Raw genomic sequence first — 15768 nt, 5'->3', positions numbered from 1 at the left:
CGCTTGCGGCGGCTCGTCCGGCGGAATCCGCAGGTTTCATTCCGACGCGCTATAACCGTCAGCGTGATATAGTTTTTCACACCGGCTCGCGACCCGTTTTCGGCTGTTCCGGGAACTTCGGCTCGGGCTACAACGTCGAAGGAATAGAAGTGAGGCCGTGAGCGACGACGATCGCAGGCTCATTGCGGAGTGTCTGGGCGGCCAGCGGGATGCCTTCGGTGCGTTGGTATCCCGTTACCAGACAAGGTTATACAACTCCGCGTTGCGCCTAGTTAACAGCCCTGAAGACGCCGCCGATGTCGTTCAGGATGCGTTCCTGAGCGCGTACCAAGCTTTGTCGTCGTTCAAAGGGGACGCGGAGTTTTTTACTTGGCTGTACCGAATCGCGTTTAATACCGCAGTGAGTTTGAAACGGAAGCGCCGGCCGTCGGTGAGCCTGGAGAACTACTCGCAGCAGACCGGTCTCGATCCTGATGACCCTTCGGAGTACGTCAAACCGAGCGCGGCTCTTGAGCGTACCGAAGACGAGCGGCAGTTGCACGGCGCGATCGCTCGACTGTCGGCCGAGCACCGCGAGGTGCTGCTCATGAAGGACATCGACGGGTTGAAGTACGAGGACATCGCCGAGGCGCTCGGCGTACCGATCGGAACGATCCGTAGTCGGCTGCACCGGGCTCGTCTCGAACTCCGTGACCTGCTGGCCGCCACCGACGAGCGCGCGTTGTGGAGCGGTGCCGGCCCCGGAACCCAAGAAGGGGTCGATAGCGACCGGAAGCCGGACACAAGTGAGGACGTTGCACCGCCGCGTGCGAGTGGAGCGGCTGCAAAACCTGAGACCCCGAGAGCGAAGGACGTACACGCCCAACCCCGGCTGAACGGCGGCCGGAGGGACTGAGGCCCGATTATGACTGCTTCCCAACTTCAACTCATTACTGCTGCCGTGGACGGGGAACTGTCCGCGGACGAGGCCCGCGCCTTCCGCACCTTGCTCACCTCTTCCCCCGAGGCCCAGAGCTTGTTCGTGAAGTTGCAGGCCGATCGCGCTCGCCTTCTCGCCCTACCACAGGTTGACCCGCCTGCCGACCTGCACACACGGATCATGGGGCAGATCGCCACGGCCACCCCGGCGCCACACGTACAACGTGCTCGGCCGGGGTCACTCCCGGCACCGGTGATCGTTCCGCTCCGCCGGGCACGCCCGGTACGTCGCCGCGCCTGGGTGCCCGCGGCTGTTGCGGCCGGGTTGTTACTCGGCGTCGCACTCGGATCGTTCGCGTTCTTTCGGAACAATACCGCCCCGGAGCAGTTCGCTCAGCCCCACTGGTCGAACGCACTGCCCGCACCGCACAACGTCCCCTCTGTCGCGCCGTCGCCGGCCACCGACGCAAACAGGCACACGGACCGTGGCGTGGTTGTTCGAGGAGGGGAGGCGCCCGTGCCGCCGGCTCCGACGCCGCACGAGGTTCCCCCCGTCGCGTTCGCCACGGCGCCACCTCCGCGGACCGTCAGACCGGATCTGATCGGCTTCCCGGTGCTGCCGAAGCTCCCGCCGTTCGAGCGGATCGAAGTGAAAGTACCGTTCCTTCGTCCGGTCGCCGACCTTGGTCGCGAGGATGTGAGCAACGAACTGCTCGACGCGATCGGGCGCGAGACCTCGGACGCTACACCGGTGCGCTTCGACCTGTTCGTGCGTGACCCCGCTCGCGGCGTCGAGATGTTGCAGCACGCGGCCCGCGCGAGCGGGGTGACGGTCCATGCAGACGCCGCAACGCTCGATCGGCTCAAGAAGAGGCAGGTTCACTCGGTGGTTGTCTACGCCGAATGTCTCACCGCAAAAGAGCTTGCGGCGCTGTTCGTCAAGATCGCCGTGGAAGACGCCAAATACTCGCCCCGCGTCGGTGATTCGCTGCACGCTGCCGCGGTCGTGCGATCCGACGAACTGGAACTGAAGACGGTATTGGGTGTGGATGTCGGGCTGTACAAACGACCGGCGGGCAACAGTTCGCACGGTGTTGGTGGGTCCGACCGTGTCGTCACACCGGGTAAGGCGGTTAGCGCCAACACGCTCGATCAGGTGGTTCAGTCGGTGTCCGGAGTGAGCGCACCGCCGACCCCGAAAGCGCAGGAGAGGCCGATGGTGCTGCTGACGTGGCAAACGACCCACCCCGGTATTCCGCGCACAAACCCGCTTCAGTCTCCGGAACTCAAGCAATACCTCCAGAAGCGCGGGATTCGCAAGCTCGCAGCCGTCCCGGCACTCATTATCATCCGTCCGGCAGGGTGAGTGCGAATGCGACTTCCCGCGCGGGTTCGAGGAACAACTTTTCCTCGGACCCGCATTTCGTTTCTCGCCGTAACCCGTTTGTAACGTCTGGCCTTCCTTCCAAACGTCTTCCATCGCCACCTCGTCATAACGAAAGCGGTTCCGCTGCGGCCGGACCGTCTTTCGTTCGGAGGTGTTTCACATGCGGTTCCTGCGATTCCCTCTCTCGGTGCTCGCGATCGCGTTTCTCGGCGCGACGCCTGCAGGCGCGGCGGGCCTCTTGATCCCGGAAGACAAGAAGTTGCCGCCGCTCGCGATGGTGAATCACAAGGTCATTGTTGTCATCGACGATCAGGTAGCACTGACCACGGTCGAGCAGACGTTCCGCAACTACACCGACCGTAACCTCGAAGCCATTTACCTGTTCCCGGTGCCGAAGGGCGCCAGCGTGGACCGGTTTACGATGTGGGTGAACGGCAAGGAACTCGGCGGCGAGTTGCTCGACGCCAAGCACGCGCACAAGGTGTACACCGATGTGGTGCGCCGCACCCAGGACCCCGGGCTGCTGGAATACCTGGGTAACAGCCTGATTAAGCTGAGCGTGTTCCCGATTCCCCCGAAGGGCGACCAGAAGATCAAGCTCGCGTACAAATTCGTTGCGCCGAAAGACGGCAGCGTCGTCGAGTACGTGTACCCGCTCAAGACGGACGGGAAGGCCACCCGCACCTTGGAAGAGTTCTCGGTTAGCCTCAACATCAAGTCGAGGCACGCCGTGCAGAACGTTTACAGCCCGACACACGCCGTCAACACCGTCCGCAAGAACGACAAAGAGGTGAACGTCACGTTCGAGCGAAACCAGGCGCTTCTCGACAAGGATTTCCAACTGTTTTATGGTCACGGCGACAAGGACATCGGCCTCAGTCCCCTGGTTTACAAGCCGATTCAGACCGAGGACGGCTACTTCCTGTTCCTGATCTCGCCGCAAGTCGAAGCCGAAAAGAAGCGCGCGGCCCGCGATCTCGTGCTCGTGCTCGACACCTCAAGCAGCATGTCGGACATCAAGATGCAGCAGGCGAAGAAGGCGGTGAAGTTCTGCCTGTCGCAACTCCAGCCCGAGGACCGGTTTGGTGTGGTCCGGTTCTCGACCACGGTGACCAAGTTTCGGCCCGAACTGGTCGCGGCCAACAAGGATTACCTCGCGCTCGCAACCAAGTGGATCGACGGACTCAAGACCAGCGGCGGCACCGCGATCTGGCCCGCGCTCGAAGACGCACTTGCAATGCGGTCCAGCGACCCGTCCCGCCCGTTCACAATGGTGTTCTTTACGGACGGACAGCCGACCGTGGACGAAACCAACGCCGACAAGATCGTGAAAAACGTTCTCGCCAAAAATACCGGTAACACTCGCATCTTCACGTTCGGTGTGGGGGATGATGTCAACGCCGCCATGCTCGATCAACTCGCCGATTCGACCCGGGCCGTCAGCACTTACGTCCGGGAGGCCGAGGACATTGAGGTGAAGGTGTCGGGCCTGTACGCGAAGATCAGCAACCCCGTGCTCACGGACGTGCAACTGACAACCAGCGAGAACGTGCAGCTCCACGAGATCTATCCGCCCAAGCTGCCGGACCTGTTCCAAGGAACGCAGCTCGTTGTGATCGGGCGGTACACGGGGCAGGGGCCGTCGGTCGTTCGACTGACGGGTCTCGTCGGGAAGGAGCGACAGCAACTCGTTTACGAGTTCAATTTCCCCGAAAAAACCGAGAGCGATGTCGGAAAGGACTTTGTGGAGCCGCTGTGGGCGCGGCGCAAGGTGGGATACATCCTCGATCAGATTCGTGTGAACGGCGAGAAGAAGGAACTGGTTGACGAAGTGGTGTCGGTCGCGAAGCGGTACGGGATCGCGACGCCGTACACGTCACACTTGGTGGTGCCCGACAGCGCGATGCCGGTAGTTTCGCCCATGCCGGTGAAGGGTGGTGTTGCCAACGAGCCGGCGTCGTTGGCGGCGCCGCTCGCCGCGTCCGGTGGCTTTGCCCCGGGACTTGCAACCGGTTCGAGCGGCAAGCCAGGACGTGTTGAGGATTTTGCAAAAGAGCAAGCGAAGGGCGAAAAGGGCGACGGGAAGGCGCTCGCAGCGAATCGGGGACTGGAAACCGAGCGCCAGGTGAAGGACGCGCTCAAGAGCCTGAACGCGAACGCAGATCCTGCTCAGCGGGCTCGGTTGGCAGATGAGATCAAGAAATTGGCCGTCCAGAAAAAGACCTGGGACGACTCCAACTCAGCCCTCAAGGGGCGTGAAAGGGGAGCCTACCAGTCGGGACAACTCGGCGTCGATTTGTCGTGCGCCGCCAACAACCTCCGCAACCAGCAGCGCGTGAGTTTGACCGCGAACCGACAGGTGCAGGGTCGCAACTGTCTCGAGATCGGTGGGGTATGGATCGACGACGGCTTTCAGCCAGACACGAAGGTTGTAACTGTGAAGGCCCATAGCGACGCGTATTTCCGCATCCTGGAGAAGCAACCGCAGATGAAAGACGTGTTCCGGCTGGGGAATCACCTCGTGTGGGTGACGCCGAGCGGGACGGCACTCGTTGTCGATCTGAGCGAAGGCCAGGAAAAGATCGAAGACAACGAGATTGACGCTTTGTTTGTCAGGAAGTCTTGACTGGTGCAATCGGTACAATCGGCGCCCGCCGCTTTTTTGCCGCGGGCGCCGATTGTGGGGCTTTCAAGACTGATAATAAAAGTTATGTAATGTTTTTCGCCCAATAATTAACCGAGACGGGAAGTTGCATTTAGCCCCCTTTTCCCTTGGAGGAGGGGGGCTTGCTCCGACGACCCAGGCCAAAGCCCAGAACGGCCTCACAAGGGGAGAGAGGGCGCTTTCTTATGGCGTTTCGCGTTGCAAAGTGGCACAATCCTAGCCGGTTCATCTGTACCTGGAGCCAAAGACAATGCAAGCAGGGCACCTCTCCCGCCGCTCGTTTCTCGCTGCCGCCGCCAGCACGAGTTGTTTGATGACTTCACGGTCGCTTCAAGCGGCGCCGGACTTTGGTGGATTTACTGTCGGCGTGCAGAGCTACACCTTTCGTAACTTCGACCTGGAAGGCATGCTAAAACGCACGAAACAGCTCGGCCTCAAACACGCAGAGTTTTTCTCGAAGCACATCCCAACCGACGCCACGCCCGAGAAACTGACCGCAATTCTCAAACTCTGCAAAGAGTACGAACTCACCCCGATTGGTTTCGGCGTATCAGGGTTCAGCAAGAACCACGATGCCAACAGGAAGCTGTTCGAGTTCGGAAAGGCCATTGGTGCAAATTACCTCAGCGCCGATCCTTCAATGGACAGCTTCGACAGCCTCGACAAGCTCTGTGAGGAGTACAAAATCGCGATCGCGATTCATCCGCACGGCCCGGTCGGGAAGGGGCGCCACCAATGGTGGTCGGCGGAAGTGATCCTAAAAGCTGTTAAGGACCACCACAAGCTTATCGGAACGTGCCTCGATACCGGGCACCTGTTGCGGATGGAACAGCTCGGCGAAAAACTCGACCCGGCGGAACAGATCAAGCTGATGGGGGACCGCAACTTTGCCTTGCACCTCAAGGACTACGACAACAACAAGCGGGAAGACGTTCCCTTCGGTGATCCCTCAGGGCATCTGGACGTTCCGGCAGTTCTAAAGGCTCTCAAGTCCGCAAAGTTCACTGGACATATTGCGATCGAGTACGAGGCAAACCCAGACGACCCGGCTCCGGATGTCAAGAAGTGCGTTACGTACCTGAAAAACGCCGCCGAAAAGCTGGGTTGACTGCCCACTTCGCGTGCTACCCGATGCGCCGTACAATTAAGGGTAAGCGCCGTGCCCCGCCAGACCTGTTGGCGAGGGCGCGTGCTTACCTCTTCCACTTTCCTGGGCACGCGCGTATGACGGCCGAGGATATCGCGAGCTTACGCCAGAGGCGCTACAACGCGACCGTCGTTTCGCTTCGGCTGGTCAACCCGGATCTGATGATTCTTCGCGTGAAACCGGACGCCCCGCGGCCCGAACACCGGCCCGGGCAGTACTGCACTCTGGGGCTCGGATATTGGGAACGGCGCACCGAAGGGTGCCAAGCGGAATCACTCAGCGAAGGAGATTTCACGAAGGTTGTGCGTCGAGCGTATTCCCTGAGTTGCGGCATTCTGGACGACGACGGCGACCTCCTGCGACTCGAGGACAGCGACTGGCTCGAGTTCTACATCGTACTTGTTCGAGAAAACCCGGACGGTCGGGTTCCGGCGTTAACGCCGCGGCTGTTCGCGCTCAGCGAAGGGGACCGCATTTACCTCGGTGATCGAGTGACCGGCCATTACACACTCGACCCAGTGAGGCCCGGCGACACCGTGCTGTTTCTCGGTACAGGGACCGGTGAAGCGCCACATAACTACATGACGTGGGAACTGCTTAGCCGAAGGCACACTGGAAAGATTGTTAACGCCTGTTGTGTACGATACGCACGGGATTTGGGCTACCAAAGCACGCACCAATTGCTCGCGCAGAAGTTTCCAAACTATTCGTACGTGCCTTTGACGACGCGCGAACTAGGTAACACACGGAAGCTTTACATTCAGGATCTGGTTCAGAGTGGAGAACTCGAACGTCAGCTCGGAGCCGAACTCGATCCGGCAACAACTCACGTCTTCCTGTGCGGCAACCCGAGGATGATCGGGGTTCCTGTGCACGACCGGGACAGCGGTGAGGTGAGGTATCCGTCACCGGTCGGAACCGTCGAAATTTTGGAAGCGCGGGGTTTTACGGCCGATGTCGCGGCCCGGAAACTCAAAGGCAACGTCCACTTTGAAGAATACTGGTGAGGATACGGGATGGCGGAAATCAACACGACGCTTGCTGGCTATCGCTTGCGGACGCTGCTACAAACCGGGCAAACCTCGCAAGTGTTTGAAGTGGTCGAGTTGCAGAGCAACCGTCACTTCGCGATGAAGATCCTGCTGCCCGAAGCCGCGGACAACCCCGAGCAGCGCCGCATCCTGTTTAATGAGGCCGAAGTCGGGATTCAACTCACGCACCCGAACGTCATCCGCATCACGAAGGTGAATCGGTCGAAGGAAAGCCCTCACTTTATCATGGAGTTTTTCCCGTCGGGAAGTTTGCGGATCAAGCTTCAGGCCAAAGACTTTAGCTTCGTCAAGGAACACGCCCGCAAGATTTTCAAGGGCGCAGCAACCGGCCTCGCGTACATGAACGCGTCCGGATTCGTTCACCGGGACGTCAAGCCCGACAACATGCTCGTGAACGCCCTGGGCGACACGAAAATCATTGACTTTGCTATTACAAAAAAAATTCCCACTGGCTTTGCGAAGTGGTTTTACCGCCCCGGCAAACCTCAGGGAACGCCTAGTTTCATGAGCCCTGAGCAGATCAAGGACGAGAAATTAGACGGCCGAGCCGACATCTACAGCTACGGTTGCACGCTGTACGAACTGACAACGGGTCGGCCGCCGTTTCGTGGCACGTCGATGAACGACCTTCTGGGCCGTCACTTCACAGAGAAGCCTGCGCCTCCGTCGATGTACAACCCGGACCTGACCGACGAGTTTTCCGCGTTCGTGTTAAAAATGCTTGCGAAGAAACGGACCGACCGGCCGGAACACTTCCACGAAGTGCTGATGGAGCTTCGGAAAGTTAAGCAGATATACAAATCTGTCGCGGAAAAAGATACCGAGGACATGTAACTACTGAGCTTTCTTCGATTAAAAGATATCCAGAAGAGATTTATATGATTGCTGATCCGTTGCCGTTTGAACAAGATGTCCACGAGCTGGAACTCGAGCTGATGCGTCTGGAGTCGGCACCGGATTCCGACTCCGGCGAAACGCTACGAAAACTGAGGCGCGACCTTGCAGCTTTAAAAAAGTCACGTTACTCAAACTTGTCGGCGTGGGAAACGGTCCTCGTGTCACGACACCGAAACCGGCCGCAGTTCCTTGACTATGTTGACATGGTCTTCGATGAGTTCGCCGAGTTGCACGGCGACCGCGCGATCGGGGACGACCGTGCGATTCGGGCCGGCTTCGCGCGTGTGGACGGCCACAAGGTCATGCTCATCGGTCATCAGAAAGGCAAAACCCTGGCCGAGCGCCAGCAGTGCTACTACGGGTGCGCGCATCCGGAAGGCTATCGCAAGGCGCTGGCAAAGATGCACCTCGCGGCAAAGTATCGTTTGCCCATCGTCTGTCTGATCGACACGCCGGGAGCGTTCCCGGGGATTGGCGCGGAAGAGCGAGGGCAGTCGCAGTTAATCGCAACAAGTATCATCGAGATGACCAAATTGGCAACGCCTATTGTCTGCGTTGTAATCGGTGAGGGTGGCTCAGGCGGTGCGCTTGGGATTGGCGTTGGCGATTCGATCGGGATGCTCCAGCACGCCTACTACTCGGTCATTAGCCCAGAGGGGTGCGCGGGCATTTTGTGGAAAGTGGCTACTGACGAAACCAAACCGAAAGCAGCAGAAGCCCTGCGACTAACGGCAAAAGACTTGAGTCGCGTGGGTGTCATCGACACCGTGGTCGAGGAGCCACTGGGCGGCGCACACCGTGATCCGCGTGGCATGGGCGGCATTCTCAAAACGCACCTGTCACGAGAACTGCGGAGGTTGTCGAACCTCTCGGATCACGCTCTTCTAGAAGAGCGCTATGGCAAGTTTCGGCGAATGGGTTTCTTCTCCTAGCATTTCAAGCCGTTTCCGGAACCTTAACACGTACCGGGAACGGTGGCCACGAACATTACATAAGAATCATTATCAGTCGCAAGCCCACAATACCCAAACAGGCAACTCAAACCGTCTCGTCTGATAATTGATATTATGTATACTTAGTCCTTTCGGAGACGCCTGAGCACTCGTCAAATCTCGCGGCCTCGCTAGAACCGCGGGAATGGGAACCAATGTAAAGACACCACCGGCCATGTTGCACTGCGCAATGGTCGGGTTCGGAATGATTTTCGACGAAACGTACCGACCTGTCTTCGAGAGGCGCTGTCACGACCCGCTCTACACTGTTGAGACCGGGCCGGTTTATCTCCATCTGAGTGCAGTTGCGTCTCGCACCGGCGAGCGTGTATCGCGCTACGTTGCGTCAACTACGAATGCTGCACTTCATCAGATTCAGAGCTTCACGGGTGTGGCGGCGATCCCGGATTTGCTCCGAACCGATTGCCATGTCGTCTGTGTTGCAACTCCCGACGACAGACACTTCGATGCCGCCCGTTCCGCGCTGATCGCGAAAAAGCATGTCCTGATCGAGAAGCCGTCCGTGCTTTCCCTTGTTGAGCTCGACGAGTTGACGCAACTGGCCTCTGAAAACGGTGTTCTCGCGAAGGTCGTTTACCACAAACTTGCCGATCCGGACCACAAAAAACTCCGAACTTTGTATCGAGACGGCGTTCTGCGACACGTTAACAACGGTTACTGCTCGCTTTTGGAGCCCAAATCCATCAGCGGTGGTCAGTTCGCAGAATGGATCACGGGCCGTAATCCGGCTACTTACGTGGCGGTTCACTACTTGAAACTCGTTGATTTTACCTTCGGTCCCGAATGGTCATTGTGCCGCGTTTCGGCGACCGGACAGCGAGGCTTGGTCGGCACGGCAACCGGTCCCACCTGGGACTCGGTTCAGCTTCAGGTGGTGTACCGGCACCCGGACTTGCGCGAAGCCGCCTTCGACATCCACACCAGTTGGGTCACGCCCGATAATTTCCCGGGTTACGTTGATCAGGAGGTGCAGTTCCGGTTCGACAATGGCGTCTGGAACGCGCACCAACGCAAGCGTGGCGTCGAACTCACCGTCGAAAATCGCACCCCAGGCGAACTCAAGAACACTCCGAACTATCACTACAACGGAACGTTCCTTGAACCGTGGGGCGAGCGTTCGCAGCGCGGCTACGGGATCGAAGTCATCGAGCGGTTCTTCCAGGAGGTGGCGTTCGTCGAGTTCGGAGGTCCCGCAGCCGATCGCGTTCATCGCCTGAGTGCGATGCGCGCCCTCGCCTACAACGACCTTTCTGCCGACCGCAACTGCGTCGCGATCGTGCAGGCGCTCGAAGCGATTCTCGGGCGCGCGGCCACTGGCACCCCGGGTTGCGTGGTCAATGTGAACGAGGCGTTCGGCGGGTTGGTGCTTTACGAACCGGGAAACGCCGCGCCGCTCGTTCTCTACCGCAATCGTGTGTAACCGTGGACGAAAAGCAACGCACCCGGATCAGTAAGTTCCTGTCGAAAGTGCTTCGGCACGAGCCCGAAGCCGCCGGACTCACCCTCGAAACCGGAGGATGGGTTCCGATTGCGGACCTTCTCCCCGGGCTCGCACGTGCAGGGACTCGCATTTCGCGCGAGGATCTCGATGTCGTGGTTGAGAAATGTGATAAGCAGCGCTTCGCGATCGATGACACCGGCACCAAGATCCGAGCAAATCAGGGGCACTCGGCCGAGGTCGAGCTCCAATTCGAACCCGTCGAACCACCGAATGAGTTATTTCACGGGACCGCCGAAACGAATCTTTCAGCAGTTCTTCGCGACGGGCTGCTGAAAATGGCACGGCACCATGTTCACCTCTCGGCAGACGGCATCACCGCGCGGAAGGTGGGCGGGCGCCACGGAAAGCCCGTGGTTCTCACGGTGCTTGCGGCGCAAATGAGCACCGCCGGTCACGTCTTTTACCGCTCCGCGAACGGGGTGTGGCTTGTGGATCACGTCCCGCCTCAGTACCTTCGGCTGTAGCCACACCGGAGAGGTACGATGACCCCACCCATTCAACACCCGCGCGAGCCGGATTCAAACGCGGGGCGAACCGAATTGGCGCGCGTTGAGCCGCACTCGCTGCGAACGTTCACGCCCACCCAGGCGGTGCTGAGCGCGAGCGCCGGCATTTATCACTGGACCCCGGAGGGGCGCCGACTCTACGATTTCACCTCCGGCGTTCTCGTCTCGAACTTAGGACACAACCCCAGCGCCTGGACGCGCGCCTACTTCCGCTACATGGGGTGGTCCGCCCTCGACGGATCGACGCCCCCCCTGCCCCACCCCGGACCGGCTGGCTACTTTCCTGCAGTGCCGATGACCGCCTACAACGCGGTTACGCCGGTCGAGGTGCAAGCGAGCGCGCGGCTCATCAAGTTGATGCGGTCCGCTCCCGGTGGCAACCGTCTCGAGCAGGTCATGTGGGCGGCATCGGGGTCCGAGGCGATCCAGAAGGCACTGTGGGCCGCCATCGCGCGCGACCGAAGCCGCCCAATGATCATTGCCACCCGATACGGCTTTCACGGCAAGAAGGGACTTTCCAATGCCGTCACCGGGTGCGAGACCGACGCCGAGCGCGACCCGCGGGTCAAGTTCATCTCGTTCCCGATGGCCGAGTGTCGCGACATCAGCCTCCGCGGTCAAGCATTCGACTTTACACCGTATCAGAAGGAACTAGACGCCCTTCGCCATCAGTACGGTATGAGGCTGGGCACGCTCATCACCGAACCCTACCTCGGGGGCGGCGGTTCCTACCACCCACCGAAGGAGTACCTCCAGGGCCTCGAGCGGTTCTGCCGGGAACATGACATAGTTTTTATTATCGACGAGGTGCAGGCGAACTTCGGTCGAACCGGGGCGATGTTCGCGTTCGAGACCTACGGGCTCGAACCGGACATTGTGGTGTTAGGCAAAGGGCTTGGGAACGGTATTCCCGTTGCGGCTGCGGTCGGCAAAACCGACATCTTTGATTCTCTCGGCTACGGCGAAGCATCGGACACGTGGAGCGCGAACCCGCTCTGCTGTGCCGCCGTACAGGCTACGTTGGACGCTTTTGAGCGTGCGGACATCCTCGGCCAAATGAAGCCGAGTTCCGCAATCATCGAGCGCGGGCTCGTCGCCCTGAAAGAACTGCCGTTCGTTGCCAACGTTCGCGGCGAGGACGGCGGTATGGTTTGGGGCGTCGAGATGCGCGATTGTGCCGAGCGCACGGCCGCCGAGTGGGCGAATGCCTTCGTTCTGGCTTGTTACCAGGGTGACAACTCGGAGTCCGACGGCATACACCTGCTCGGCCCCCTCGCAAAGAAGGTGGTGCGCGTGTCCCCTCCGCTGGTGATTACCCCCGACGAAGCCACCGCCGCCGTTGCACTCATGCTCCGCTCCGCTCGACGCCTGAGCGCGTAGCTCCCTGGGAGTCCAAGATGCCCGAAGCGTGCATTGCCGACGCCCTCGGCTGGCTGGCCCAAGCGGTCGGTACGCACCTGTTTGTCGTCAAGGGCGTTCTCGCCCTGCTGGTCGTCTGCACGCTTTGTGGTTCCGTCGGTGCGATGGTGGTCGGGAACCGGATGGCGTTTTTCAGCGACGCGATGGCCCACTGCGCGTTCGCCGGCGTCGCTCTGGGGTTCCTGAGCGTCCTGGTCGTCGGTACCGACAACAAGGCCACTGCCGCGTGGCTCGTTCCGTTGGTAATGGTGACGTTCGGTGTTTTGGTCGGGGTCGGGATGATTCTCGTGCGCGAGCGGACGGGGCTCGCGCACGATACGGTCATCGGCGTGTTCTTCGCGCTCGCGCTGGGGTTCGGCGCGATGCTGACCAAAATGGTCCAAAACGTCAGCAGCGTGAACCTCGAAACCTTCATGTTCGGTAGCCTCGTGCTCGTCGACGAGTTGGATCTGGTTTACCTTTGCGTCGTTCTGGTACTCATGTGCGGCCTCTTCCTTTGGCGCTACAACCAGCTCATGTTCGCGAGCTTCAACCCGAGCCTCGCCCGCACCCGGCGCATGAGCGTCACGCTCAACAACTACCTCTTCATCATTTTGCTCGCGCTGGTGGTGAACCTGTCGATCAAAGCCGTGGGCGCGCTGCTGATTAACGCCCTCTTGATCGTCCCCGCCGCCGCCGCCGCGAACGTGTCCCGCACCCTGCGCCAAATGTTCTGGCTCACAATCACCTTCTGTCTGGGGGCGGGCGGGCTCGGGTACTGGCTCAGTTCGCAGTTCACGATTTCGGTCGGCAATCAGAAAGTGGATTTCAGCCCGAGCGGTACCATCGTGGTGGTGAGCGTCGTCGGGTTCTTCCTGTCGATGACGGTGGTCGCGGTCTGGAACCGGTTCGCGCCGATCTTCGGCGGGCGGCAGTTCCAGCAGTTCCACCGGCACGGGCCGGACGACCCTTGCGGCGACGATCACCCGTTCGGACAATGCCCTTGACCGCCCGCCGCGGCCGTGAACACTCACGCACAGGCCGGCGTACTACCCGTATCGGGTTCACCTTCCACGCGACGAGTAACCGCCTGTGTCCGGTATCCTCGACTTCCTGTTCCGGTTCAGTTCCGTGCTGTGGGAGGCGATGCCGTTCGTCGTCTTGGGCGCGGTCGTTGCGGGCATCCTGGAAGAGTTCCTCCCGCAAGAAGCGCTGACGAAGTTTTTGCCCAAGGCGGTGCTCCCGTCCGTCATGATCGGCGCCGTGCTCGGGCTGCTGTTCCCGATGTGCGAGTGCGGCATCGTCGTGGTCATGCGGCGGTTGCTGCGCAAGGGGCTCCCGCTGTCGTGCTGCATCGCCTACATGCTGGCCGGGCCGGTCATCAACGGGGTGGTGATCTTCAGCACCTGGGTGGCGTTCAAGGACCACAAAATTGGTCCCGAAATGGTCGGCCTGCGGGTCGGGCTGGCGTTCGTTGTGGCGTGCGTCACGGGTTTGATCGTCCAGCTCCAATTCCGCAAGTACGGCAACGCGCTGCTGACGGCGAGCGCGATCCCGCCGATCAAAGCCACCGAGCCAGAAGCCGCGGCGGTACCGAAACCGCGCGAGCCGCTCATGCGCCGGCTCGGGAACATCTCGGCCACGGGTCTGCACGATTTCGTGGACATCATGGTGTTCCTGATTTTGGGGTGCGTGCTGGCCGCTGTCGCCCGGATCTACATCACCGATGAACAGGTCAAGGAGATCTCAACTAACCAGCCGCTGCTCGCGATCCCCGCAATGATGTTCCTCGCCGTGCTCATGTGCCTGTGCAGCGAGGCGGACGCGTTCGTCGCGGCGAGTTTCACCAAACTCCACGTATCGGGCAAGCTCGCGTTCCTGGTGCTCGGACCGATGCTCGACCTGAAGCTGGTGCTGATGTTTACTCGCGTGTTCCGCACGCGGTTGATCGTGACAATCACCATTAGTGTCATTGTACTGACACTCATCCTGTGTGTTGGCGTTCACCTTGTGTACGAAGTGAACGACTGGACCGGGCTCCCGCCCGGCGCCGGCTAGCCACCGGTTTAGGAGGAATAGCATGGCCCACAGCCACGCCGGGTGTCAGTCGCCGCGCGACTACTTTACCGAGCAGTTGCTCACGATATTCGTGTGCGGGGGACTCGGGTTCGTCGCGATCCAACTTTACCGCAGCGACATGCTGCGGCACATCCTCGCGCCACAGTTCCACCTGCCGGTTCTCATCGGCGGAATCGTGGTGTTTGTGCTGGTGCTTCTGCGAGCCATTACGGTCTGGCGTGAGGCCGGCGAACTGGTGCCGGTCGATTCGAACGACCCGACGTGTCGTGAGAATCACGTCCACACCGCGTCGTGCAACCACCTCCCGGGTCTGCCCGGCGCGCCCAACACCGACGAGAACCTCGTGGACGACCACGGGCACAGCCACGACATGTCGTGGGTGTTCGCCCGGATGTTGATTCTTGTGTTCCCGATCACCCTGTACTTCTTGGGGATTCCGAACACAGGGCTCAGCGCCGACGCACAGCGGGCCGCACTCGGCAACGAGGTCGAACTGCAAAGCAGTGCGGACCTCGCACAACTGGCCTCGACCGCAACGGTGAAGAGCGAGGAAGAAAAAGACGGGATCCGCGTGCGTGTGCTCCAGACGGACAAGGGGTTCCAGATCCGCGAAGTGACGGAAAAGAACAAGCCACCGGTCTACTCGGTCGTTGCCCAGGCCGGGATCGAGATGCGGTTCAACGACTTGACTGAGGCGGCGTTCAGCGAGGACAAGCGCCGCTCCTACGCCGGCAGCACCGCGATTCTCGAAGGGCGGTTCAACCCCCTCAGCGACAAGCAGTTCACGCTGTTCCGACAGAAGATGACGTGCTGCGGTCAGGACTCGGTGATGCTGAAGGTGCGGATCATCTCGCCGCAGGTCGTGAGCCGTAACTACTTCGACTGGGTTCGCGTCAAGGGAGTCATCGACTTCGTTAAAGCGCCTGGCGCCGAAGAACGTTACGTTCCGGTACTTCGACTGCAAGACGTAACGGATGTCACGCTCATCCCGAAGGACCAGATCAAGAACGAGTACGAGTTCTGATCGGACGATCCACAGCGACCGGCCAGAAGGGGCGGCGACGAACACCTCCGTCGCCGCCCCTTCTGGTTACAGACAAACTAGCACGCCACGTCGGCTCAATCACGTGCTCACTTCCCGACGCTTCGGAGATAGGCAAACAGATCGGCCATGTCCTGAGGCATTATCTCCTTCTCAAGTCCCG

General features: G+C 60.3%; 13 protein-coding genes. All 13 read left to right on the top strand.

The genetic code is table 11. The features are described 5' to 3' along the window. The first annotated feature begins 157 nt into the window (after positions 1-157). The 13 genes from R5W23_RS10590 to R5W23_RS10530 all read left to right on the top strand — a co-directional run bounded on the left by R5W23_RS10590 (position 158) and on the right by R5W23_RS10530 (position 15587). A complete protein-coding gene (locus R5W23_RS10590) occupies positions 158-895 on the top strand; it encodes an RNA polymerase sigma factor (RefSeq protein ID WP_320686299.1) in 738 nt (245 codons plus the stop codon). Between the two features lie 9 nt (positions 896-904). Continuing rightward, positions 905-2284 (top strand): anti-sigma factor, encoded by a 1380-nt coding sequence (locus R5W23_RS10585; RefSeq protein ID WP_320686298.1) that lies wholly within the window; start codon positions 905-907, stop codon positions 2282-2284. Positions 2285-2465: 181 nt separating this feature from the next. Beyond that, entirely contained in the window at positions 2466-4931 is a 2466-nt protein-coding gene (locus R5W23_RS10580; protein ID WP_320686297.1) for a VIT and vWA domain-containing protein, read from the top strand. A 289-nt stretch (positions 4932-5220) separates the two neighbouring features. Continuing rightward, positions 5221-6078, top strand: coding sequence for a sugar phosphate isomerase/epimerase family protein (locus R5W23_RS10575; RefSeq protein ID WP_320686296.1), 858 nt, complete (start codon positions 5221-5223; stop codon positions 6076-6078). 116 nt (positions 6079-6194) lie between these two features. Continuing rightward, positions 6195-7124, top strand: coding sequence for a ferredoxin--NADP reductase (locus R5W23_RS10570; RefSeq protein ID WP_320686295.1), 930 nt, complete (start codon positions 6195-6197; stop codon positions 7122-7124). Between the two features lie 9 nt (positions 7125-7133). After that, positions 7134-8003, top strand: coding sequence for a serine/threonine protein kinase (locus R5W23_RS10565; RefSeq protein ID WP_261186143.1), 870 nt, complete (start codon positions 7134-7136; stop codon positions 8001-8003). A 44-nt stretch (positions 8004-8047) separates the two neighbouring features. Beyond that, on the top strand, positions 8048-8998 hold the full coding sequence (locus R5W23_RS10560; RefSeq protein ID WP_320686294.1) for an acetyl-CoA carboxylase carboxyltransferase subunit alpha: 951 nt from the start codon (positions 8048-8050) through the stop codon (positions 8996-8998). A gap of 205 nt (positions 8999-9203) precedes the next feature. Further along, the gene (locus R5W23_RS10555; protein ID WP_320686293.1) at positions 9204-10499 is read left to right on the top strand and encodes a Gfo/Idh/MocA family protein; all 1296 of its coding nucleotides are present in this window, start codon (positions 9204-9206) and stop codon (positions 10497-10499) included. A gap of 2 nt (positions 10500-10501) precedes the next feature. Next, positions 10502-11044, top strand: coding sequence for an RNA 2'-phosphotransferase (locus tag R5W23_RS10550; RefSeq protein WP_320686292.1), 543 nt, complete (start codon positions 10502-10504; stop codon positions 11042-11044). 18 nt (positions 11045-11062) lie between these two features. After that, positions 11063-12466 carry an aminotransferase class III-fold pyridoxal phosphate-dependent enzyme gene (locus R5W23_RS10545; protein ID WP_320686291.1) on the top strand — a complete coding sequence of 468 codons (1404 nt, stop codon included), beginning with the start codon at positions 11063-11065 and terminating at the stop codon, positions 12464-12466. 17 nt (positions 12467-12483) lie between these two features. Continuing rightward, complete coding sequence (locus R5W23_RS10540) at positions 12484-13491, top strand: metal ABC transporter permease (RefSeq protein WP_320686290.1); 1008 nt, start codon at positions 12484-12486, stop codon at positions 13489-13491. 85 nt (positions 13492-13576) lie between these two features. Continuing rightward, the gene (locus tag R5W23_RS10535) at positions 13577-14542 is read left to right on the top strand and encodes a permease (protein ID WP_320686289.1); all 966 of its coding nucleotides are present in this window, start codon (positions 13577-13579) and stop codon (positions 14540-14542) included. Positions 14543-14564: 22 nt separating this feature from the next. Then, a complete protein-coding gene (locus R5W23_RS10530; protein ID WP_261186137.1) occupies positions 14565-15587 on the top strand; it encodes a hypothetical protein in 1023 nt (340 codons plus the stop codon). Positions 15588-15768: the final 181 nt, after the last annotated feature.

This window comes from Gemmata algarum, from assembly GCF_034097035.1.
Taxonomy (GTDB): Bacteria; Planctomycetota; Planctomycetia; order Gemmatales; family Gemmataceae; genus Gemmata; species Gemmata algarum.
The sequence above is the reverse complement of the archived record's forward strand: the minus strand, read 5'-3'. Positions and strand labels throughout refer to the sequence as shown.